At 52.7% G+C, this 18,767-nt stretch carries 18 protein-coding genes and 5 tRNA genes; 10 read left to right on the forward strand and 13 right to left on the reverse strand.

Annotated features, from left to right (window positions below; translation table 11 throughout):
* Positions 1-59 precede the first annotated feature (59 nt).
* From csrA to luxS, 10 genes are all read left to right on the forward strand, one after another.
* A complete protein-coding gene (gene csrA / locus AC534G_RS05580) occupies positions 60-245 on the forward strand; it encodes a carbon storage regulator CsrA (protein ID WP_000906486.1) in 186 nt (61 codons plus the stop codon).
* Between the two features lie 336 nt (positions 246-581).
* Positions 582-674, forward strand: a tRNA-Ser gene (locus AC534G_RS05585).
* Positions 675-677: 3 nt separating this feature from the next.
* Positions 678-754 (forward strand) — tRNA-Arg (locus AC534G_RS05590).
* 191 nt (positions 755-945) lie between these two features.
* Positions 946-1,022: transfer RNA gene (locus tag AC534G_RS05595), tRNA-Arg, on the forward strand.
* 192 nt (positions 1,023-1,214) lie between these two features.
* A tRNA-Arg gene (locus AC534G_RS05600) sits at positions 1,215-1,291 on the forward strand.
* 171 nt (positions 1,292-1,462) lie between these two features.
* A tRNA-Arg gene (locus AC534G_RS05605) sits at positions 1,463-1,539 on the forward strand.
* A 142-nt stretch (positions 1,540-1,681) separates the two neighbouring features.
* Positions 1,682-2,248 (forward strand): fructose-1-phosphate/6-phosphogluconate phosphatase, encoded by a 567-nt coding sequence (gene yqaB / locus AC534G_RS05610; RefSeq protein ID WP_087856222.1) that lies wholly within the window; start codon positions 1,682-1,684, stop codon positions 2,246-2,248.
* Positions 2,245-2,673, forward strand: coding sequence for a YqaA family protein (locus AC534G_RS05615; protein WP_038633018.1), 429 nt, complete (start codon positions 2,245-2,247; stop codon positions 2,671-2,673). Before yqaB ends, AC534G_RS05615 begins: the two co-directional genes overlap by 4 nt.
* Before the next feature lie 77 nt (positions 2,674-2,750).
* Positions 2,751-4,307, forward strand: coding sequence for a glutamate--cysteine ligase (gshA, locus tag AC534G_RS05620; protein ID WP_110497054.1), 1,557 nt, complete (start codon positions 2,751-2,753; stop codon positions 4,305-4,307).
* 149 nt (positions 4,308-4,456) lie between these two features.
* Complete coding sequence (luxS, locus tag AC534G_RS05625; protein ID WP_006687194.1) at positions 4,457-4,972, forward strand: S-ribosylhomocysteine lyase; 516 nt, start codon at positions 4,457-4,459, stop codon at positions 4,970-4,972.
* A 101-nt stretch (positions 4,973-5,073) separates the two neighbouring features.
* Here luxS and emrB read toward each other — a convergent pair whose 3' ends face one another.
* From emrB to nrdH, 13 genes are all read right to left on the reverse strand, one after another.
* Positions 5,074-6,612, reverse strand: coding sequence for a multidrug efflux MFS transporter permease subunit EmrB (emrB, locus tag AC534G_RS05630; RefSeq protein ID WP_069324580.1), 1,539 nt, complete (start codon positions 6,610-6,612; stop codon positions 5,074-5,076).
* A gap of 16 nt (positions 6,613-6,628) precedes the next feature.
* A complete protein-coding gene (gene emrA, locus AC534G_RS05635; protein ID WP_085048879.1) occupies positions 6,629-7,801 on the reverse strand; it encodes a multidrug efflux MFS transporter periplasmic adaptor subunit EmrA in 1,173 nt (390 codons plus the stop codon).
* Positions 7,802-7,928: 127 nt separating this feature from the next.
* Entirely contained in the window at positions 7,929-8,459 is a 531-nt protein-coding gene (gene emrR, locus AC534G_RS05640) for a multidrug efflux transporter EmrAB transcriptional repressor EmrR (protein ID WP_042313109.1), read from the reverse strand.
* A gap of 90 nt (positions 8,460-8,549) precedes the next feature.
* Positions 8,550-8,885, reverse strand: a complete 336-nt coding sequence (gene ygaH / locus AC534G_RS05645) for an L-valine transporter subunit YgaH (protein ID WP_042313111.1) — start codon at positions 8,883-8,885, stop codon at positions 8,550-8,552.
* Positions 8,875-9,612 carry an AzlC family ABC transporter permease gene (locus AC534G_RS05650; protein ID WP_110497056.1) on the reverse strand — a complete coding sequence of 246 codons (738 nt, stop codon included), beginning with the start codon at positions 9,610-9,612 and terminating at the stop codon, positions 8,875-8,877. Before AC534G_RS05650 ends, ygaH begins: the two co-directional genes overlap by 11 nt.
* Positions 9,613-9,734: 122 nt before the next feature.
* Positions 9,735-10,919, reverse strand: a complete 1,185-nt coding sequence (locus AC534G_RS05655) for an MFS transporter (RefSeq protein ID WP_038633000.1) — start codon at positions 10,917-10,919, stop codon at positions 9,735-9,737.
* 191 nt (positions 10,920-11,110) lie between these two features.
* Entirely contained in the window at positions 11,111-12,106 is a 996-nt protein-coding gene (proX, locus tag AC534G_RS05660; protein WP_048215698.1) for a glycine betaine/L-proline ABC transporter substrate-binding protein ProX, read from the reverse strand.
* 68 nt (positions 12,107-12,174) lie between these two features.
* Complete coding sequence (gene proW, locus AC534G_RS05665) at positions 12,175-13,239, reverse strand: glycine betaine/L-proline ABC transporter permease ProW (RefSeq protein ID WP_038632993.1); 1,065 nt, start codon at positions 13,237-13,239, stop codon at positions 12,175-12,177.
* Positions 13,232-14,434: a glycine betaine/L-proline ABC transporter ATP-binding protein ProV gene (gene proV, locus AC534G_RS05670; protein ID WP_038632990.1), complete on the reverse strand. Its 1,203-nt coding sequence runs from the start codon at positions 14,432-14,434 to the stop codon at positions 13,232-13,234. The genes proW and proV overlap by 8 nt, the downstream gene beginning before the upstream one ends.
* A 354-nt stretch (positions 14,435-14,788) precedes the next feature.
* Positions 14,789-15,748, reverse strand: coding sequence for a class 1b ribonucleoside-diphosphate reductase subunit beta (gene nrdF, locus AC534G_RS05675; RefSeq protein WP_110497058.1), 960 nt, complete (start codon positions 15,746-15,748; stop codon positions 14,789-14,791).
* Positions 15,749-15,758: 10 nt separating this feature from the next.
* Positions 15,759-17,903: a class 1b ribonucleoside-diphosphate reductase subunit alpha gene (gene nrdE, locus AC534G_RS05680; RefSeq protein WP_110497060.1), complete on the reverse strand. Its 2,145-nt coding sequence runs from the start codon at positions 17,901-17,903 to the stop codon at positions 15,759-15,761.
* Positions 17,876-18,286, reverse strand: coding sequence for a class Ib ribonucleoside-diphosphate reductase assembly flavoprotein NrdI (nrdI, locus tag AC534G_RS05685; RefSeq protein ID WP_038632982.1), 411 nt, complete (start codon positions 18,284-18,286; stop codon positions 17,876-17,878). The genes nrdE and nrdI overlap by 28 nt, the downstream gene beginning before the upstream one ends.
* Entirely contained in the window at positions 18,283-18,528 is a 246-nt protein-coding gene (nrdH, locus tag AC534G_RS05690) for a glutaredoxin-like protein NrdH (RefSeq protein ID WP_038632979.1), read from the reverse strand. The genes nrdI and nrdH overlap by 4 nt, the downstream gene beginning before the upstream one ends.
* Positions 18,529-18,767: the final 239 nt, after the last annotated feature.

The following is an 18,767-nucleotide window of genomic DNA, read 5'->3' on the forward strand; positions in this document are numbered from 1 at the left end:
GATGGATAATGCCGGGATACAGAGAGACCCGACTCTTTTAATCTTTCAAGGAGCAAAGAATGCTGATTCTGACTCGTCGAGTTGGTGAGACCCTCATGATAGGCGATGAGGTCACCGTGACAGTTTTAGGGGTGAAGGGCAACCAGGTACGCATTGGCGTAAACGCCCCGAAAGAAGTTTCTGTCCATCGTGAAGAGATCTACCAGCGTATCCAGGCTGAAAAATCCCAGCAGTCCAGTTATTAAGGTTTTCGCGTCTCACCATTCTGGTGAGGCGCAACCTGATTGAGTTGTCCTCTTTCTTCGCTTTTCTGCTTCACTCCCCCCATTTTCTCTTTTCCCATACGCACATTGTCGTTCCCGGCGAATTTTCTGTTTGTTCATTGTCTGCGGAAACTGCCAATTTATCTGTTGATAAAACACTCTTTTTGCCGTTTTTGCAGACTAATTGCGCGTGAAATGTGCAAACGATAAAAGCTCTGGAAAAATTGTTTGACTTATAAGTCCCAGAAAGTAATATGTGCGCCACGCAGCGACGATGAGCAGAAACAAGTTCTTCGAAGCACTCGTAAGAGGCGTGTTGGTGAGGTGGCCGAGAGGCTGAAGGCGCTCCCCTGCTAAGGGAGTATGCGGTCAAAAGCTGCATCCGGGGTTCGAATCCCCGCCTCACCGCCATTTGCATCCGTAGCTCAGCTGGATAGAGTACTCGGCTACGAACCGAGCGGTCGGAGGTTCGAATCCTCCCGGATGCACCATCTTCTCCGAGATAACAGCTAAACTGTTGTTTCATGGTGTGCGAGATAATCGCCAGCACCAGGGAGGATAACGTTGCTTCAGCAACGGCCCGCAGGGCGAGGCGCAGCCGAGTAATCCTCCCGGATGCACCATATTACTTGATAGCGCTTTAGCAGCGACATCAAATCTGCAGTAAAGTAAGTTTCCCGATGCATCCGTAGCTCAGCTGGATAGAGTACTCGGCTACGAACCGAGCGGTCGGAGGTTCGAATCCTCCCGGATGCACCATCTTCTCCGAGATAACAGCGCAACTGTTGTTTCATGGTCTGCGAGATAATCGCCAGCACCAGGGAGGATAGCGTTGCTTCAGCAACGACCCGAAGGGCAAGGCGCAGCCGAGTAATCCTCCCGGATGCACCATCTCTTACTTGATATCGTTTATTACGATATCAATATCGGCAGTAAAGCAAGTTTTCCGATGCATCCGTAGCTCAGCTGGATAGAGTACTCGGCTACGAACCGAGCGGTCGGAGGTTCGAATCCTCCCGGATGCACCATCTTCTCCTGAATAACAGCGAAACTGTTGTTGCATGGTCTGCGAGATAATCGCCAGCACCAGGGAGGATAACGTTGCTTCAGCAACGGCCCGCAGGGCGAGGCGCAGCCGAGTAATCCTCCCGGATGCACCATCTTCTTTGCCGTATCAGTAGTAATCAGCAATTCCCGATGCATCCGTAGCTCAGCTGGATAGAGTACTCGGCTACGAACCGAGCGGTCGGAGGTTCGAATCCTCCCGGATGCACCATCTTCTCCGAGATAATCGCCAGCACTTTCCCCCTCATGAATCATTTCCACATACTCCCTGAACATCCCTCAATTCGCTGTCAGCGACAAAATCAATCAATTACGATAAAATAACGTCTGGTCATTCGGCTTGTGAGAAGACGATGTACGAACGTTATGCGGGTTTGATTTTTGATATGGATGGCACCATCCTGGATACCGAACCTACGCACCGTAAGGCGTGGCATGAGGTATTGGGCCATTATGGGCTACGGTTTGATGAACAAGCCATGGTTGCCCTCAACGGCTCTCCAACGTGGCGTATTGCCCAGGCGGTGATTGAATTGAATCATGCCGATCTTGACCCCCATGTTTTGGCACGAGAAAAAACGGACAAGGTAAAAAGCATGCTGCTGGATAGCGTCCAGCCTTTACCGTTGGTTGAAGTGGTGAAAGCCTGGTATGGCCGCCGTCCTATGTCGGTAGGGACGGGGAGTGAAAGCGCAATTGCAGAGGCTCTGCTCGCTCACCTTGGTCTGCGTCGCTATTTTGATGCTGTGGTAGCCGCCGATCACGTACAACGCCATAAGCCTGCTCCTGATACGTTCTTGCTTTGTGCTGAGCGAATGGGGGTTGTTCCGGCGCGCTGCGTCGTGTTTGAAGATGCCGATTTTGGACTGCAGGCGGCGAGCGCAGCGGGGATGGACGCCGTGGATGTTCGGTTATTGTGAGTGATGGACTATCGCTCCTGTCACTGTTTGCCAGCAGTTTTCTCAGCGCCACGCTATTACCCGGCAATTCTGAAGTTGTTCTGGTTGCTTTGCTGATTTCTGGGGTAAGTCATCCCTGGGTCTTAGTCTTAACAGCAACAATGGGTAATAGCCTTGGAGGGTTAACTAACGTTATCCTTGGGCGTTTCTTTCCATTGCGTAAAACATCGCGCTGGCAAGAGAAAGCCACTGGCTGGCTGCGGCGCTATGGCGCTGTCACACTATTATTAAGCTGGATGCCGGTTGTGGGTGATTTACTGTGCCTGTTAGCTGGATGGATGCGCATCTCGTGGGGCCCAGTTCTCTTTTTCTTATGCCTTGGCAAGGCGTTGCGCTATGTTGTTGTCGCAGCGGTTACGACGCAAGGCATTATGTGGTGGCACTAATTGTGTTGTGAGATAGCCTTCAGGGTAACCAATACCATTATGCTAATTAAAACGATTTTGACAGGCGGGAGGTCAATTTGATCCCGAACGTATCACAGGCGCTGGCCTGGCTGGAAAACCATCCTCAGGCGTTAAAGGGGATTCAACGTGGGCTGGAGCGTGAAACGCTGCGCGTCAATGCTGATGGGTCATTGGCGACGACAGGCCATCCTGAGGTGTTAGGCTCAGCGCTAACACATAAGTGGATAACCACGGACTTTGCCGAAGCGCTGCTGGAGTTTATTACTCCACCTGGCGACGATATTCATAAAATGCTGACGTTCATGCGCGACCTGCATCGTTATACCGCCAGAAACCTGGGCGACGAGCGTATGTGGCCGTTGAGCATGCCTTGCTATATTGCCGACGGTCAGGATATTGAGCTGGCGCAGTACGGTACGTCGAATACCGGTCGTTTGAAAACGCTTTATCGCGAAGGCCTCAAAAACCGTTATGGCGCGTTGATGCAGACCATCTCCGGCGTACATTACAACTTCTCGCTGCCGATGGCTTTCTGGCAGGCGAAATGCGGCGTAACGGACGGTGAAGATGCTAAAGAGAAGATCTCTGCGGGTTATTTCCGTCTGATCCGTAACTATTACCGTTTTGGCTGGGTCATCCCGTATCTGTTTGGCGCTTCTCCGGCCATTTGTTCCTCCTTCCTGCAAGGAAAACCGACCACCCTGCCGTTTGAAAAAACCGACTGTGGGATGTATTACCTGCCGTACGCGACGTCGCTGCGTTTGAGCGATTTGGGCTATACCAATAAGTCGCAAAGCAATCTCGGAATTACGTTTAACGATTTGCATGAGTATGTGGCAGGATTAAAGCGCGCGATTAAAACCCCTTCCGAGGAGTACGCGGCGATCGGTCTGGAGAAGGACGGTAAGCGTCTGCAAATTAACAGCAACGTTTTGCAGATTGAAAATGAACTGTATGCGCCTATCCGTCCGAAACGCGTCACTCGTCGTGGTGAAACGCCTTCTGACGCGCTTCTGCGTGGCGGTATTGAGTACATCGAAGTACGTTCACTGGATATTAACCCGTTCTCACCAATCGGCGTAGACGAGCAACAGGTGCGCTTCCTCGATCTGTTTATGGTCTGGTGCGCATTGGCCGATGCGCCGGAAATGAGTAGCGATGAGCTGTTATGTACGCGTACTAACTGGAATCGCGTTATTCTGGAAGGGCGTAAGCCTGGCCTGACCTTAGGCATTGGCTGTGAGACAGCGCAGTTCCCACTGCCTGAAGTGGGTAAAGATTTGTTCCGCGACCTGAAACGCGTAGCACAAACGCTGGACAGCATCCACGGGGGAGAGGAGTATCAAAAGGTATGCGACAAGTTGGTCGCCTGCTTTGATAATCCTGAACTGACATTCTCCGCCCGGATCCTACGGTCTATGATTGATGAAGGCATTGGCGGTACGGGCAAAGCGTTGGGTGAGGCATACCGAAACCTTCTGCGCGAAGAGCCGTTGGAAATATTGCAGGAAGAAGAGTTTATTGCTGAAACCGAAGCGTCAAAGCGTCGTCAGCAGGAGATCGAAGCGGCTGATACCGAGCCGTTTAGCGTGTGGCTGGAAAAGCACGCTTGATACAAAAGAAAAAGGCCACTCGGGAGTGGCCAAAATTTCATCTCTGAAAACAGGGATGATGATAACAAATGCGCGTCTTTCATATACTCAGACTCGCCCCGGAACAAAGAGTTCAGATTATTTTTAAAAAATTTATCGGAGGTGGCTAAATGCCGTTGTTAGATAGTTTTACTGTCGATCACACCCGGATGGAAGCTCCCGCGGTCCGGGTTGCAAAAACGATGAATACCCCGCATGGCGACGCAATCACCGTGTTTGATCTGCGTTTCTGCATTCCGAACAAAGAAGTGATGCCTGAGAAAGGTATCCATACGCTGGAACACCTGTTTGCAGGTTTTATGCGTAACCACCTCAACGGTAACGGCGTTGAGATTATCGATATCTCTCCGATGGGATGCCGCACCGGCTTCTACATGAGCCTGATTGGCACGCCGGACGAGCAGCGTGTTGCCGACGCGTGGAAAGCGGCGATGGCTGACGTACTGAAAGTGCAGGATCAAAACCAGATCCCAGAACTGAACATTTACCAGTGCGGCACGTATCAGATGCACTCTCTCAGTGAAGCGCAGGACATTGCCCGTCATATCCTTGAGCACGATGTTCGTGTGAACAGCAATGAAGAGCTGGCACTGCCGAAAGAGAAGCTGCAGGAACTGCATATTTAGTTGTCATGCTGGATGGTGAAGCTCACGCTTCTCATCTGGTCGACAAATAATAGGCGCCAGCCGGTATAAAAAAGCCAGTTCATCTGAACTGGCTTTTTTGATCAATGTGCGCCGCCCGCGCCGCCGCCCGCGCCAAACGGCGGTTTAGCGAACCAGACAAGACCAAGCAGCACCAGGAAGATCCCCGCTGACATCCAGAAGATTTCGTTGGCGGAAATGATCAGCCCTTGATTGGTTATCTGTTGGGCCAGCCAGCCAGAGGCTTGCTCCTTGCTCATCCCTAATCCCTGCAGTTGGTTATACATTGCCTGTGCATTTGGGTTGTAGGGGTTAACGGACTCCGTTAACTGCGCATGGTGTAGCGACTCACGGTTAGTCCACATTGTCGTGGTGATGGAGGTTCCGATAGAACCTGCCAGCGTTCGCGTAAAGTTAGACAAGCTGGACGCCGCCGCCAGACGTTCAGGCGGTAAACCGGACAGCGTAATGGTCGTCAGCGGCATAAAGAAGCAGGCTACCGCGAATCCCTGAATAAACTGCGGCCAGGCCGATGCGCCAAAATCCATACCCGGTTCGAACGTCCACGCGCGCCAGTAGAAACAGACGGCGTACATAATAAAACTGAACGTGACCAGACGACGCATATCCAGCTTATGCGCGAAGCGACCGATTATCGGCGACAGGATCACCGGGATCACCCCAACCGGGGCGGAGGCCAGACCGGCCCAGGTTGCCGTATATCCGTAAACCTCCTGCAATAGCTGCGGCAGCAGGACGATTGCGCCGAAGTAGAGCATATAGGCCAGACTGATACACAAGCAGCCGATGGTAAAGTTTCGCGACTTAAACAGCGAGAGATCGACAATCGGGTGCTCGTCGGTAAGCTCCCAGACGATCAGGAAGCTGATAGCGACAACGGCGACCACCGTCAGGATGATAATCTCCTGTGAGGCAAACCAGTCCAGCTCTTTGCCGCGGTCGAGCATAATCTGCAAGCTACCGATACCAATGACCAGCAATGCCAAACCAATGGCGTCAATGCGTCGCTGCTCGGTTTTGGTTTCTCGCCCGCGTAGAGTTTGCAGAGTCATCAATACCACCGCCGCGCCGATTGGCACGTTGATGAAGAATATCCAACCCCAGTGATAGTTGTCGCTGATATAGCCCCCAAGAATAGGGCCGCATATTGGGGCGACAATCACCGTCATCGACCACAGCGCGAGGGCAATGGAACGCTTGGCGGGAGGATAATTATTCAGCAGCAGGCTTTGCGAAAGCGGAATTAGTGGACCGGCGACAATCCCTTGTACCACGCGGAAGAAAATCAGCATGTTCAGGCTGGTGGACATCCCGCATGCCCATGACGCAATGACGAAGGCAGTCGTTGACCACATGAATAGCCTTACTTCGCCAAAGCGCTTTGCCAACCAACCGGTGATTGGAATTGAGATAGCGTTCGCCACCCCGAATGAGGTGATCACCCAGGTTCCCTGGCTCAGCGAAGAGCCCAGGTTCCCGGCGATAGTAGGGATCGCCACGTTAGCAATGGTGGAGTCCAGCACCTGCATGAATGTCGCCAGAGACAGCGCGATCGTCATAATGACGAGCTGCGCGCCTTCCAGCGGTTTTTGCTGTTGCATCACACGCACCTTTGAATTAGCCCGCGTTGGCCCGCACGATCTCTTCGATCATTTTATTGACCGGAGCAAGGTTGATTTCACGTGCATTACTTTCTGATACCGGCGTGGTGCGGACCTGGCTTGCCAGAATCTGTCCGTCACGATTGGAGGTATCTACCGTAACCAGCGTGGACAAACCGATCCGCAACGGATGTTGCGCCAGCTGCTGCGCATCCAGTTCGATACGTACCGGCAGACGCTGGACGACTTTGATCCAGTTACCGGTTGCGTTTTGCGCAGGCAGCAGGGAGAAGGCGCTGCCCGTACCCATATCAAGGCCAACAATTTTACCGGTGTATTTCACGTCATCGCCGTAAATATCACTGATAACCGTCGCAGGCTGGCCGATACGCATGTGCGCTAGCTGCGTTTCTTTAAAGTTAGCATCGACCCACAGGTTGGTGGCCGGAACAACTGCCATCAGCGGCGTGGTTGGGCTGATTTGCGCGCCAGGCTGTACGGCACGACGGGAAACATAGCCGGTCATTGGACTGACGATTCTGGTACGTTCCAACGCCAGCCAGGCGTTGCGCACTTCGGTGGCGGCCTGTTGTACGGCGGGCTGATCTTCCAGCTTGCTGCCGAGAATCATTGCCTGGTTAGCATTATATTGCTGGATAGCGACATCAAGCTGCGCCTGAGCGCTGGCAACGGCATCTCGCGCATGTTGCAGCTCTTCGCGGCCAATCAGGTTGGCGTTGCCCAGCGGGACGCGGCGATTAAAGTCGCTTTGTGCCTGCGCCAGCGCGGTTCTCTGCACTTCAATGCTAGCCTGTAACTGCTTACTGTTGATCATCAGTTGGTGCGTCTGGCGCACGCTGGAAGCCAATGCCGTTTTGGCTTTTTCGAATGCCTGCTTAGCATCCGTCTGATCGAGAGTAACCAGCACATCGCCTTGTTTAACAAAGTCAGTGTTATCAGCCCAGACTTTCGTCACGCTGCCTGATACCTGCGCCATGATTTGAACCTGGTTCCCTGCCACGTACGCATCGTCAGTATCTTCGTAATGACGTAGTACTAAAAACCAATAAATCCCATATGCCACGGCAATGATAATAAAGAGCAAGGTCAGAAGGAGCAGCATACTTTTACGTTTGCCATTCTTCTTAACCGGTTGCTGCGGGGTTTGAGTCTCCGCATTTGCGCTCATGTTGTTCTCCACGATCTTATTTTTTTCACATCGGCTGAGCCGACCTGTTCATCAGAAAGGCCAGCAGTATGCGTGCTGGCCTGTCGGTTTTCATTTATAAATCTGGATTTCTGAGCGAGTCGGCGCGTTAGCGCAGCGCTTCTAATACCGTGCCATCCTGCTCCATCTGGTCAAGACGGGTCAGAAGTTTACGGGTGATTTGCTCAAGCTGATCTTTTTCGGTGGTGCTAAGAGATGACCAGAGTTGATGCAGGCAGTTGTGCTGAGGTGGTAACACCTCTTGCAAAAAAGCATGGCCTTTTTCGGTCAATTGCAGATGCAGACAGCGGCGATCGTTATCGCTTTCGCGACGTTCAATCCAGCCACGTTTTTCTAACTCATCCGCAATGCGGGTAGCGTTAGTCCGTGACGAGCCAAGCGCGCAACTCAGTTCAGAAGGCTGAATACTGTGGTTTTCCTGAGACTCCAGCGTAATCAACGCCATAAACAATGTCTCGTTAATCCCTTGAGCTTTCAGCATCTTATTGCGATTTTCCAGCAGCTTGCCCTGCATGTGCATGCAAAGACGAGTCAGAAGCACTTCCTGATAAGGGAACTCTTCGTAGCGGCTGGCGCGAAATTTTAGCATTTGTTCAATGGGCGTAAACGAACTATCCATTTGGGTATAACCTCATTAATTTCAGCCGATATAGTAACGACAGTGACAAATAAAGTAAATGTATTATTTATTTAAAATGATTGTTTTTGTCTATAAGCCAACCAGCATTTTCCAGGCTAATCCGTAGCCCAGAGCACTCAGTAAGGTCGGAATGATGATGCTGCGGGTCTTATAGAAGCTTGCGCCCAGTATGACAAACCCCACCAGCGTAGGCACGAACCGACGAGCATCGTGCATCACTTCTGGCGCGGTAGACACCACCAACAGGGCGCAAATTGATGCAATGCCAATGGTGTCAAGTAATATGCCCGTCGCACCGCGTCTTGTCGGGCGAACATTCCCTACCCCAAGACGGAGCGGTAAATAGCGAAAGCAATAATTCACGCAGCCGACCAGCAGGCCGAGCAGTAAAACTTCATAGCTCATCAGGTCCTCCCTGCCAAAATGACTGGAGCAGCGCGGTCAGGCATCCGCAGACAATGCCCAAAAGGATGGCAGCAGGGATAGAAAAGAGTATTACCCCGGCCAGCGCGCCAGCCAGTGCGGCAGTCACGCAGAGCGCCTGTTGACGCTGGAAAGAGGCGAGCAGGAAACTCATAAATAGCGCCGGAAGCATGAAGCCCAGTGCCGCTTCAACCGCGGGATACTCTTTGAGTAAACCACTACCGGAAAACGCGCCGATCACTGTGCCGAATACCCAGGAAGCCCAGGAGCATAGCGCAATGCCAATCATCCAGTTTTCACTCCAGCGCCGATTATCCCGGACCAGTTTAGCCGTTGCGGCGGCAAAGACTTCATCGGTGAGGCCAAAGGCCCACAGCGCGCTTTTGGGTTTGTTCAGGCGCTGTGTGATGCGACTGCGCAGGGAGGGACCGTATAAAACATGGCGGATATCCATAGCCATAACGGTCAGTGCGGCGACCCACAGAGAACTGCCTGCGGCAAGCATGGTGGTAATGACAAACTGGCTGGCTCCCGCATAGATAATGCAGGAGAAAAAGACGCTTTCGACCGGCGTAAAGCCAAGGCGAGTAGCATTTAGACCAAATGCAAAAGCGACCGGAATATAGCTGATAACTATCGGCAGACTGTCTTTGAATCCTTCCGTTAACGTCGCCGAACGGGATCCGGACTGGGGTATAGGGCTTTCCATAGGGTTATAGGTTTCATTACCGAAATTAATATAACTTGGTTCAATGAGTTATAACCTTAGCAGACTGATGGGCTCCTTAACACCCTGAGGAGCCCAATCAGCGGTAAACAAGCGCTATACGCTTAATTTACGGCTTCCTGACGGTGAAAACCTCGCCACCAGACCAACAGGTTGAGTACGGCAACAGTCGTACCCGCCAGACAAACGCCCGCCCAACCGGCATGTTGCCAGGCGGAGGCCGAAATCAACGAACCAGCGGCCCCGCCAATAAAATAGCTGGTCATGTAGCCGGCGGTCAGACGGTTACGTGCATCCGGATGAATGCGATAGATAACCGTCTGGTTAGTGATATGCACCCCCTGAACGGTGAGATCCAGAACCAGAATACCGATAATCAGCATTGGCACCGAAGTATGTCCGAGCCAGATAGCCAGCCACGAGAGCAACAGTAACAACAGGCCGACGGTAGTGGTGAGATGTGATTTCCCTTTATCGGCAAAACCACCCGCCGGGCGTGCGCCTAACGCCCCCGCGGCTCCCGCCAGACCGAACAGACCGATCATCCCTTCAGAATAGTTAAACGGCGGCGCGGCGAGCAAAAATGCCATTGAGGTCCACAGAATGCTGAAGTTGGCGAAAGTCAGGCAACCCAGCATTGCGCGGGTACGCAGCAATTTATCATGGGTAAACAGGCTGAATACGGAACCTAACAGCTGCGGATAGTTAAGATGGGTATCTGATTTCATCTTCGGCAGACCGCGCCACAGCGCAATCGCCATCAATGCCATCAGTATCGATGCCACCCAAAATACGGTGCGCCAACCGCCAAGGTTCGCCAGTAACCCCGCTACGGTACGCGCCAGCAGAATACCCAGCAACAGGCCGCTCATAATCGTCCCGACGACTTTCCCGCGCTTGTCCGGGGTGGCAAGCGTTGCCGCCAGTGGAACCAGGATCTGCGCCACTACCGAGAACAGTCCGGTCAGGGCGGTGCCGAGGATCAGCATGCCCAACGACTGGCTGCTGGCGGTAATCAGCATGCCGCCAGCCGCCAGTAGCGTCATGGAGACAATCAACATCCGTCGCTCAAACATATCGCCAAGCGGTACCAGGAATAGCAAACCTGCGGCATAGCCGAGCTGGGCCGCGGTGACGATAAATCCCGCTGTACTGGCAGACAGTGAGAAGTTGCGGGCGATGGTGTCGAGCAGCGGTTGTGCGTAATAGTTACTGGCGACGGCAAGGCCGGTGGCGATAGACATTAACAGGATCAGCGAAGGGCTAAGTCCCTGAGTGGTTTTCGTCATGGTTTTCAACTGAATAATGGGTTGCAGAAAACAATCATAACGGAAGTGATTAACTGTTGCTGATTTGTTGGGTGATGGATTGTGCGGTTTAGGTGGGATAGAGGGAAACAGGCCGGATAAGCGTTAGCGTATCCGGCAATGGTGCGGTTACTGTGCCTGATGGCGCTACGCTTATCAGACCTGCGAGTGGGTTATTTCTGCGCAGCCAGCGCTTCGTTCACCCAGCCGTCGAACTGCTGCTGGTGGGCTTTGATCCAGCCGTCTACGTGACCCTGAACATCGGCTTCAGACGCTTTACCATCATGCATCATCGCGTTCTGTGCGTTGATATCCGCCAACGGTAATTTCATGATAGCGAACAGTTTCGCTGCCGCCGGATTTTTCTCCGCCCAGGCTTTGTTGGCGACGATGTGCATGGTGTTCACCGGGAAGCCGTAGTTAGCGCCGTTTGGCAATTTGGTATCGATATCTTTCTGCTCACCCGGCAGGGAAGAGAACGGTACCTGCAACCAGACCACATCTTTGCCCGGCTTCATCACGTCGCTGACCCAGTACGGCGTCCAGGTGTAGTAAAGAATGGGTTTGCCTTCTTTAAAGCGGGTGATGGTGTCTGCCATCATCGCCGCATAGTTACCGTGGCTGACCTCGACCGTTTTTTCCAGATCGAAGGCTTTGTTCTGGTGGTTGATCACCGCTTCACAGCCCCAGCCTGGCGAACAGCCCATCATATCGGCTTTGCCGTCGCCGTTGGTGTCAAAAATTTTAGCGATCTTGGGATCTTTTAACTGGGCGATGTTGGTGATTTTGTACTGCTCAGCGGTTTTTTTGTCGATCAGATAACCCTGTGCGGCACCCGTAACGAATACCCCCTCGCGATAAAACTTTTTGTCTCCGCCCGCCGCGGCGTACATATCATCATGCAGCGGCTGCCAGTTCACGGCGGTAAAAGTTGCATCGCCAGAGGCAATGGAGGTATAGCCGACGTTATAGTCAACTTCGCTGGTTTTGTTAACGGTGTAACCCAGTTTCTCCAGCGCGCGGGCGACCAGCTGCGTCTGGAAGGATTCTTCAGAGATAGTGCTCTGGATTGGCTGGACGGTAATGCCTTTGCCCGGCAGGTCGGCAGCGAAAGCGCTGGTGGAGACAAGGGTGGCAAACGCTGTGGCAATAATAACTTTCTGTCGCATCGTTGTTCCTTAATTATTGGAGGGACGTGTAGGCCCGGTAAGCGCAGCGCCACCGGGCAACGGGTGTATTACTTCGTGAAAGGGCGAGTGATAAGCCCAACGGGACCGGTGGTGTACCAGCGACGGTTACCCCGGCTACGCGAATCGCGACCAACGGCCTGCGTCAGGCGATCCAGGATGATGGCGAGGATCACAATCCCAACGCCACCAACCGTGGCTAATCCCATATCCAGACGACCAATTCCGCGCAGAACCATCTGACCCAATCCGCCAACGGCAATCATCGAGGCGATGACCACCATCGAGAGCGCCAGCATCAGCGTTTGGTTAACCCCGGCCATAATCGTGGGCATCGCCAGCGGGAGCTGCACTTTAAACAGCATCTGACGCGGGCTGGCGCCAAACGAGCGCGAGGCTTCAATCAGGTCGGCCGGCACCTGGTTAATCCCCAGAATGGTCAGACGGACGATTGGCGGCAGGGCGAAGATAATCGTCACCACTACGCCCGGGACGTTACCAATACCGAACAGCATGACAATCGGCACCAAATACACGAAAGCGGGGGTGGTTTGCATCGCATCCAGCAGCGGACGAACAATCTTTGCTGCCCGAGGGCTGCGCGCCAACCAGATGCCCATCGGCAGACCGATCACCACACAGAACAGTAATGCGGTCAGCACCAGCGCCAGCGTGATCATCGCTTGCGACCACGCGCCAATGGCGCCGATAGCAATCAACGAAATCAGCGTCGCGACACCCATTCCAACGCCGGAAATCTGCCAGGCGATCAGGGCGAACAGGATAATCGCCACGGGGGCTGGCATACCTAACAGCATTTGCTGGAAGCCGTTGAGAATGTAATCCACCGGTACACGGATGCCCTGGAAGACCGGACGAAAATGGGTCACCACCCAGTCGATCCCCTCGGTGACCCAACTGTCCAATGGGATCAGCGTCTTATGGAACGGATCCATAATATTAAAATGCTCTGGTGCCGGCGCGGGCGCGCTGGTCAGCCAGTCTGCGCTACCGCCGTCAGTAGGCGCGGAGGATGGTGTGCTCCACGCATCGGCGGTTTGTGCGGCGCTATCGGCCGCTGGTGTGGTATCCCACGGATTAGTTTGATCAGCCATTGTTTGCCCCCTCACGATCTAAAGCCTGTAACAGCATGCGTTTTGAAATGACGCCCACATACTGCTGTTCCTCGTCAACTACCGGTACCGCGCACGGTGCCTGGCCGACATGAGAAAGCAACTCGCTGAGAGGAGTTTGTGCATCGACAGCCAGCGGTTCATTGATCAACGCCGCTTCAATACCTTGCGCCTGACTAAGCGCGGTTTTTAGTGAGTCGATAGAGACGACGCCGACGAATTTATTGCCACGTTCGATCACGTAACCATATTCGCGATCTTTGTCCTGCAATAATTGCAGCGCCGAACGAGGGCCTACACCGGGTGTTTTACGAATTAAACCTTCGGGGCTACGGCGGGAAATATCTTTCGCGCTGAACACCTGGCTAATATCAACGCCGCGGAAGAAGGTGCGTACATAATCATTAGCCGGATTATTCAGGATTTCATCCGGTGTACCGACCTGTACTACTTCACCGTTTTGCATAATGGCAATTCTGTCGCCAATACGCATAGCTTCGTCGAGATCATGGGAAATAAAGACCACGGTGCGTTGATGCTTCGCCTGGAGTTTTACCAGTTCATCCTGCATCTCGGTGCGAATTAATGGATCGAGGGCTGAGAAGGCCTCATCCATTAATAAGATGTCAGGATTAATGGCTAATGCGCGGGCAAGGCCTACACGCTGGCGCATCCCCCCGGAAAGTTCATCCGGGTAGCTGTGAGCGTAATTCTCCAGACCGACCTGACGTAGCGCATCCAGCGCCTTTTCGCGACGTTCATCCGCGGCGACGCCGGCTAATTCCATGCCGAATGCCGTATTGTCCAGCACCGTCATATGCGGCATCAGGGCAAAGGACTGAAAGACCATCGCAATCTTTTTTCTGCGCACCTCGCGGAGTTCGGCATCGGAGATCCGGGCGATATCTACGCCGTCGATCAGTACCTGTCCGCGGGTGGGTTCAATCAGGCGATTGAGAAGGCGTACCATTGTGGATTTACCCGAGCCGGATAATCCCATGATGACAAATATCTCGCCTTCTTCAATGGCCAGACTGGCGTCTTTAACGCCAAGCGATAGCCCTGTTTTCTCCAGAATTTGCTCTTTGGTAAGTCCCTTTTCAATATATTTGAACGCTCTCTGAGGATGCTCGCCAAATATCTTATAGAGGTTCTTCACTTCTAATTTAATTGCCATGCAATAGAATGATTCCTGTTATTTGTTTATATCGATATATTACCTGATGGAAATAGTGACCTTTTTCTACCCTAACATACTGAGAATCTGAGACAACCCTGAATTTAGTTGTGGCATGAATATTGCCGAAGGTCAGTCGGCGGGATTTCCCGTGATATAAGGGCTGAGCGTGAATGTGCGTTAACTGATATTTTTTGTAAACGCCAATGAAAAAGCGCCTGAATTGGTGTAATGCAGGCGAATAATGCGGCTGATATTGAGTGTAGATCACACAATTATAATTGCACGATAAAAGTGTGATCCTGTTAAAATATTACCGCGAAAAATGTACGGTATTTCCCGCAAACATGAGAGTTAAAAATTCCAGTCGTCGTCTTCGGTTTCGATAGCTTTACCCATCACATAAGATGAGCCAGAACCTGAGAAGAAATCGTGGTTTTCGTCTGCGTTGGGCGACAGCGCGGCAAGGATTGCCGGGTTAACCTCCGCCATTTCTGACGGGAATAACGCCTCATAACCCAAATTCATTAATGCCTTATTGGCGTTGTAACAAAGGAAGGCTTTGACGTCATCCACCCAACCGGTTTCTGCATACAATTCTTCTGTATAACGCGCTTCGTTATCATACAACTCCATGAGCAGGTCGAGGGCAAAACTCTTTAACTCCTCGCGTGTGGATTCGGAAATATGCTCCAGGCTTTTTTGAAATTTATAACCAATGTAATACCCATGGACCGCTTCATCACGAATGATCAGACGAATGAGATCGGCGGTATTAGTCAGTTTGCCGCGGCTGGAGAAATACATCGGCAACCAGAAGCCGGAATAGAACAGGAATGATTCCAGAAACACGCTGGCAATCTTCTTGTGCAACGGATTATCGCTGGCGTAATGGGCCAGAATAATCTGCGCCTTACGTTGGAGCGGGATATTTTCCTCACTCCAGGCGTAGGCGGCATCCACATCTTTGGTCTGGCAAAGCGTGGAGAAAATAGAGCTGTATGAGCGGGCGTGAACGGCTTCCATAAAGCTGATATTCGACAGCACCGCTTCTTCGTGCGGTGTTAATGAATCCGCCATTAGCGTTGGCGCACCGGCAACATTCTGAATGGTGTCGAGTAGCGTTAGCCCGGTAAAAACGCGGATAGTTAACTGCTGCTCGGCAGCGCTCAGCGTTTGCCAGGACGGGACGTCGTTAGAAAGCGGGACTTTTTCCGGTAGCCAGAAGTTACTGGTCAGGCGATTCCATACCTCCAGGTCTTTATCATCTTCAATCTTGTTCCAGTTGATGGCGCTCACGCGGGATAATGTCATGATCTCCTCCTTACAGCGCGCATGACACGCAACCTTCGATTTCGGTCCCTTCCAGCGCCAGCTGACGCAGTCGGATGTAGTACAGCGATTTAATGCCCTTACGCCAGGCGTAGATCTGCGCTTTGTTAATATCGCGGGTAGTGGCGGTATCGGGGAAAAAGAGCGTCAGCGACAGTCCCTGATCGACATGGCGCGTCGCTTCAGCATAGGTATCGATAATTTTTTGTGGGCCAATCTCGTAGGCATCCTGATACAAGGCCAGATTCTCATTGGTCATAAAAGGAGCAGGGTAGTACACGCGCCCGGTTTTGCCCTCTTTGCGAATTTCCACTTTTGACACGATCGGGTGAATACTTGACGTCGCATGGTTGATGTAGGAAATAGAGCCGGTTGGCGGAACTGCCTGTAAATTCTGGTTATAAATGCCGTAGCGCATGACATCTTCACGCAACTGCGCCCACATCTCACACGTCGGCAGCGTAATGCCGCTGGCGGCAAACAGCGCGCGAACTTTGTCGGTTTTTGGCTGCCAGTCACCCTGCAGATACTGGCTAAAATACTCGCCGCTGGCGTAGCGAGACTGCCTGAATCCAGCAAAGGCTTTACCCCGTTCGCGGGCGAGCTTCATTGACGTATTCAGCGCATGCCAGGTGATGGTGTAAAAGTAGATATTGGTGAAATCCAGCCCTTCCGGCGAGCCGTAGGCGATGCCTTCCCGCGCCAGATAGCCATGCAGGTTCATCTGACCAAGACCAATCGCGTGCGATGCGCTGTTTCCGGCTGCAATCGAGGGCACGCTGCGAATATGACTCATGTCCGAAACGGCGGTTAAGCCGCGAACCGCCGTTTCCACGGTACGACCAAAATCCGGGGAATCCATGGTATGGGCGATATTTAGCGAGCCGAGGTTGCAGGAGATATCGTGTCCGGTCTGCGCGTAGTTGAGATTTTCATCGTAGGTGGAGGCGCTGTTAACCTGCAAAATTTCGGAGCACAGATTGCTCATGTTAATACGGCCAGCAATCGGATTCGCGCGATTCACCGTATCTTCAAACATGATGTAAGGGTAGCCGGACTCAAACTGGATCTCAGCCAGCCGCTGGAAGAAATCGCGGGCGTTAATGTATTTTTTGCGCACGCGTCCATCGGCAAGCAGTTCGTCATAGCGTTCACTGACGGCGATATCGCCGAACGCTTTGCCGTAAATGCGTTCCACGTCATAGGGCGAGAACAGCGCCATGTCGGCATTCTCTTTGGCCAGTTTAAAGGTAATGTCCGGGATCACTACGCCAAGCGACAGGGTTTTGATACGGATTTTTTCGTCGGCATTTTCACGTTTGGTATCCAGAAAACGCAAAATGTCCGGATGATGCGCGTGCAAATACACCGCGCCTGCGCCCTGACGCGCGCCGAGTTGATTGGCATAAGAAAACGCATCTTCCAGCATTTTCATTACCGGGATCACGCCGGAGGACTGGTTTTCAATGCGTTTAATCGGCGCACCTGCTTCGCGCAGGTTAGAGAGCAAAAACGCTACGCCGCCGCCGCGTTTGGAAAGTTGCAGCGCAGAGTTAACCGCCCGGCCAATGGACTCCATGTTGTCTTCAATGCGTAACAGGAAGCAGGAAACCAGCTCGCCGCGCTGCTGTTTGCCGCAGTTTAAGAAGGTTGGCGTGGCGGGCTGAAAGCGCCCGGAGAGCATTTCATCGCTAAGCTGCATGGCGAGCATTTCATCGCCTTGCGCCAGCGTGAGTGCCACCATCGTGACCCGATCCTCAAAATCTTCGAGATAGCGCTTACCGTCGAACGTTTTCAGCGTATAGCTGGTGTAGAACTTCCATGCGCCGAGGAACGTCTGGAACCGGAATCCGCTGGCGTGGGCGTGAGCAAAGAGCTTTATTACAAATGCGCGATCGTAACGGCTTAATACGCTTTCGTCGTAGTAGCCTTCAGCAACCAGCGTTTCCAGGCGCTCCTGCTGGCTGGCAAACGTCAGCGAGTTGGGGCGGACGTGGGCGGCAAAGAAAGCCTCCACCGCCTGATGGTCTTTGTCGAACTGAATGCGTCCAGCTTTATCGTACAGATTCAGCATGGCGTTCAGGGCGTGATAATCCAGCGTTGGCTGGGTTATGCGTTCTGCGGTTGTCGTTGCCAAAATTCACTCACTCCTTGTCGAACGTTGTCGATATCGCTTTGGGTGCCCATCAGCTCAAAGCGCCAGAGCCACGGCACGCCGCATTTTTGTGAGATGACTTCACCCGCGCGGCCATAGGCTTCACCGAAATTGCGATTGCCGGAAGCAATCACCCCACGGATTAACGCCCGGTTGTGCGGATCGTTTAAAAAGCGGATCACCTGTCTCGGAACCGCGCCTGCCGTTCCGCCGCCGCCGTAGGACGGCACGATTAAGATGTAAGGTTCGTCGACCCGGATCCGCTCGCGTTCATTAAGCGGAATGCGGATGGCAGGCAGCCCCAGACGCTGGATAAAGCGGTGCGTATTTTCGGAGCTGCTGGAGAAGTAGACGAGCTGACTCATGCGCTGGCCATATCGGGTTGTGGGCGCAGACGGTTGATCATGTCCGGGCGAAACCCGGACCAACTGGTTTCCCCGGCGACAACGACCGGTAACTGACGAAAGCCTTGATCGCGCAGGCTGTCAGCCAGAGCGGGCTGCAAATCAATATTTACCATCTCAAAGTCAAACCCGCGGCTTTCCATTGCCCGCTTAGTGGCGTGGCACTGAACACAGTTATTACGAGTGTAAATAATAATACGCATGATTCGTATTTCCATTTATAGATAAAAGATCGACGCGATTGATAGCGTCGGATTGTAGGTGTCTTGATAGGAGTGATACTAGATGTAGTTTTAAAAATATTCAACCATACAAGATATGGTAATTTTAGATTGATGAAGGGCAGAATGATGAGCGTGACGGGGGCTGGGATGTGTAGCATGACGGGGGGGGCGGAGGGCGACGCGTCGCGTCTTATCCGGCCTACAGGAGAACACATCCC

It is taken from the genome of Citrobacter sp. CRE-46 (assembly GCF_059615875.1).

What these genes read in the sequence shown, in the direction of transcription:
- csrA (WP_000906486.1), top strand. Translation starts at nt 60, where the DNA reads ATGCTGATTCTGACTCGTCGAGTTGGTGAGACCCTCATGATAGGCGAT.
- proV (WP_038632990.1), bottom strand. Translation starts at nt 14,434, where the DNA reads ATGGCAATTAAATTAGAAGTGAAGAACCTCTATAAGATATTTGGCGAG.
- nrdH (WP_038632979.1), bottom strand. Translation starts at nt 18,528, where the DNA reads ATGCGTATTATTATTTACACTCGTAATAACTGTGTTCAGTGCCACGCC.
- nrdF (WP_110497058.1), bottom strand. Translation starts at nt 15,748, where the DNA reads ATGACATTATCCCGCGTGAGCGCCATCAACTGGAACAAGATTGAAGAT.
- yqaB (WP_087856222.1), top strand. Translation starts at nt 1,682, where the DNA reads ATGTACGAACGTTATGCGGGTTTGATTTTTGATATGGATGGCACCATC.
- proX (WP_048215698.1), bottom strand. Translation starts at nt 12,106, where the DNA reads ATGCGACAGAAAGTTATTATTGCCACAGCGTTTGCCACCCTTGTCTCC.
- AC534G_RS05655 (WP_038633000.1), bottom strand. Translation starts at nt 10,919, where the DNA reads ATGACGAAAACCACTCAGGGACTTAGCCCTTCGCTGATCCTGTTAATG.
- nrdI (WP_038632982.1), bottom strand. Translation starts at nt 18,286, where the DNA reads ATGAGTCAGCTCGTCTACTTCTCCAGCAGCTCCGAAAATACGCACCGC.
- proW (WP_038632993.1), bottom strand. Translation starts at nt 13,239, where the DNA reads ATGGCTGATCAAACTAATCCGTGGGATACCACACCAGCGGCCGATAGC.
- emrB (WP_069324580.1), bottom strand. Translation starts at nt 6,612, where the DNA reads ATGCAACAGCAAAAACCGCTGGAAGGCGCGCAGCTCGTCATTATGACG.
- emrA (WP_085048879.1), bottom strand. Translation starts at nt 7,801, where the DNA reads ATGAGCGCAAATGCGGAGACTCAAACCCCGCAGCAACCGGTTAAGAAG.
- ygaH (WP_042313111.1), bottom strand. Translation starts at nt 8,885, where the DNA reads ATGAGCTATGAAGTTTTACTGCTCGGCCTGCTGGTCGGCTGCGTGAAT.
- emrR (WP_042313109.1), bottom strand. Translation starts at nt 8,459, where the DNA reads ATGGATAGTTCGTTTACGCCCATTGAACAAATGCTAAAATTTCGCGCC.
- AC534G_RS05650 (WP_110497056.1), bottom strand. Translation starts at nt 9,612, where the DNA reads ATGGAAAGCCCTATACCCCAGTCCGGATCCCGTTCGGCGACGTTAACG.
- luxS (WP_006687194.1), top strand. Translation starts at nt 4,457, where the DNA reads ATGCCGTTGTTAGATAGTTTTACTGTCGATCACACCCGGATGGAAGCT.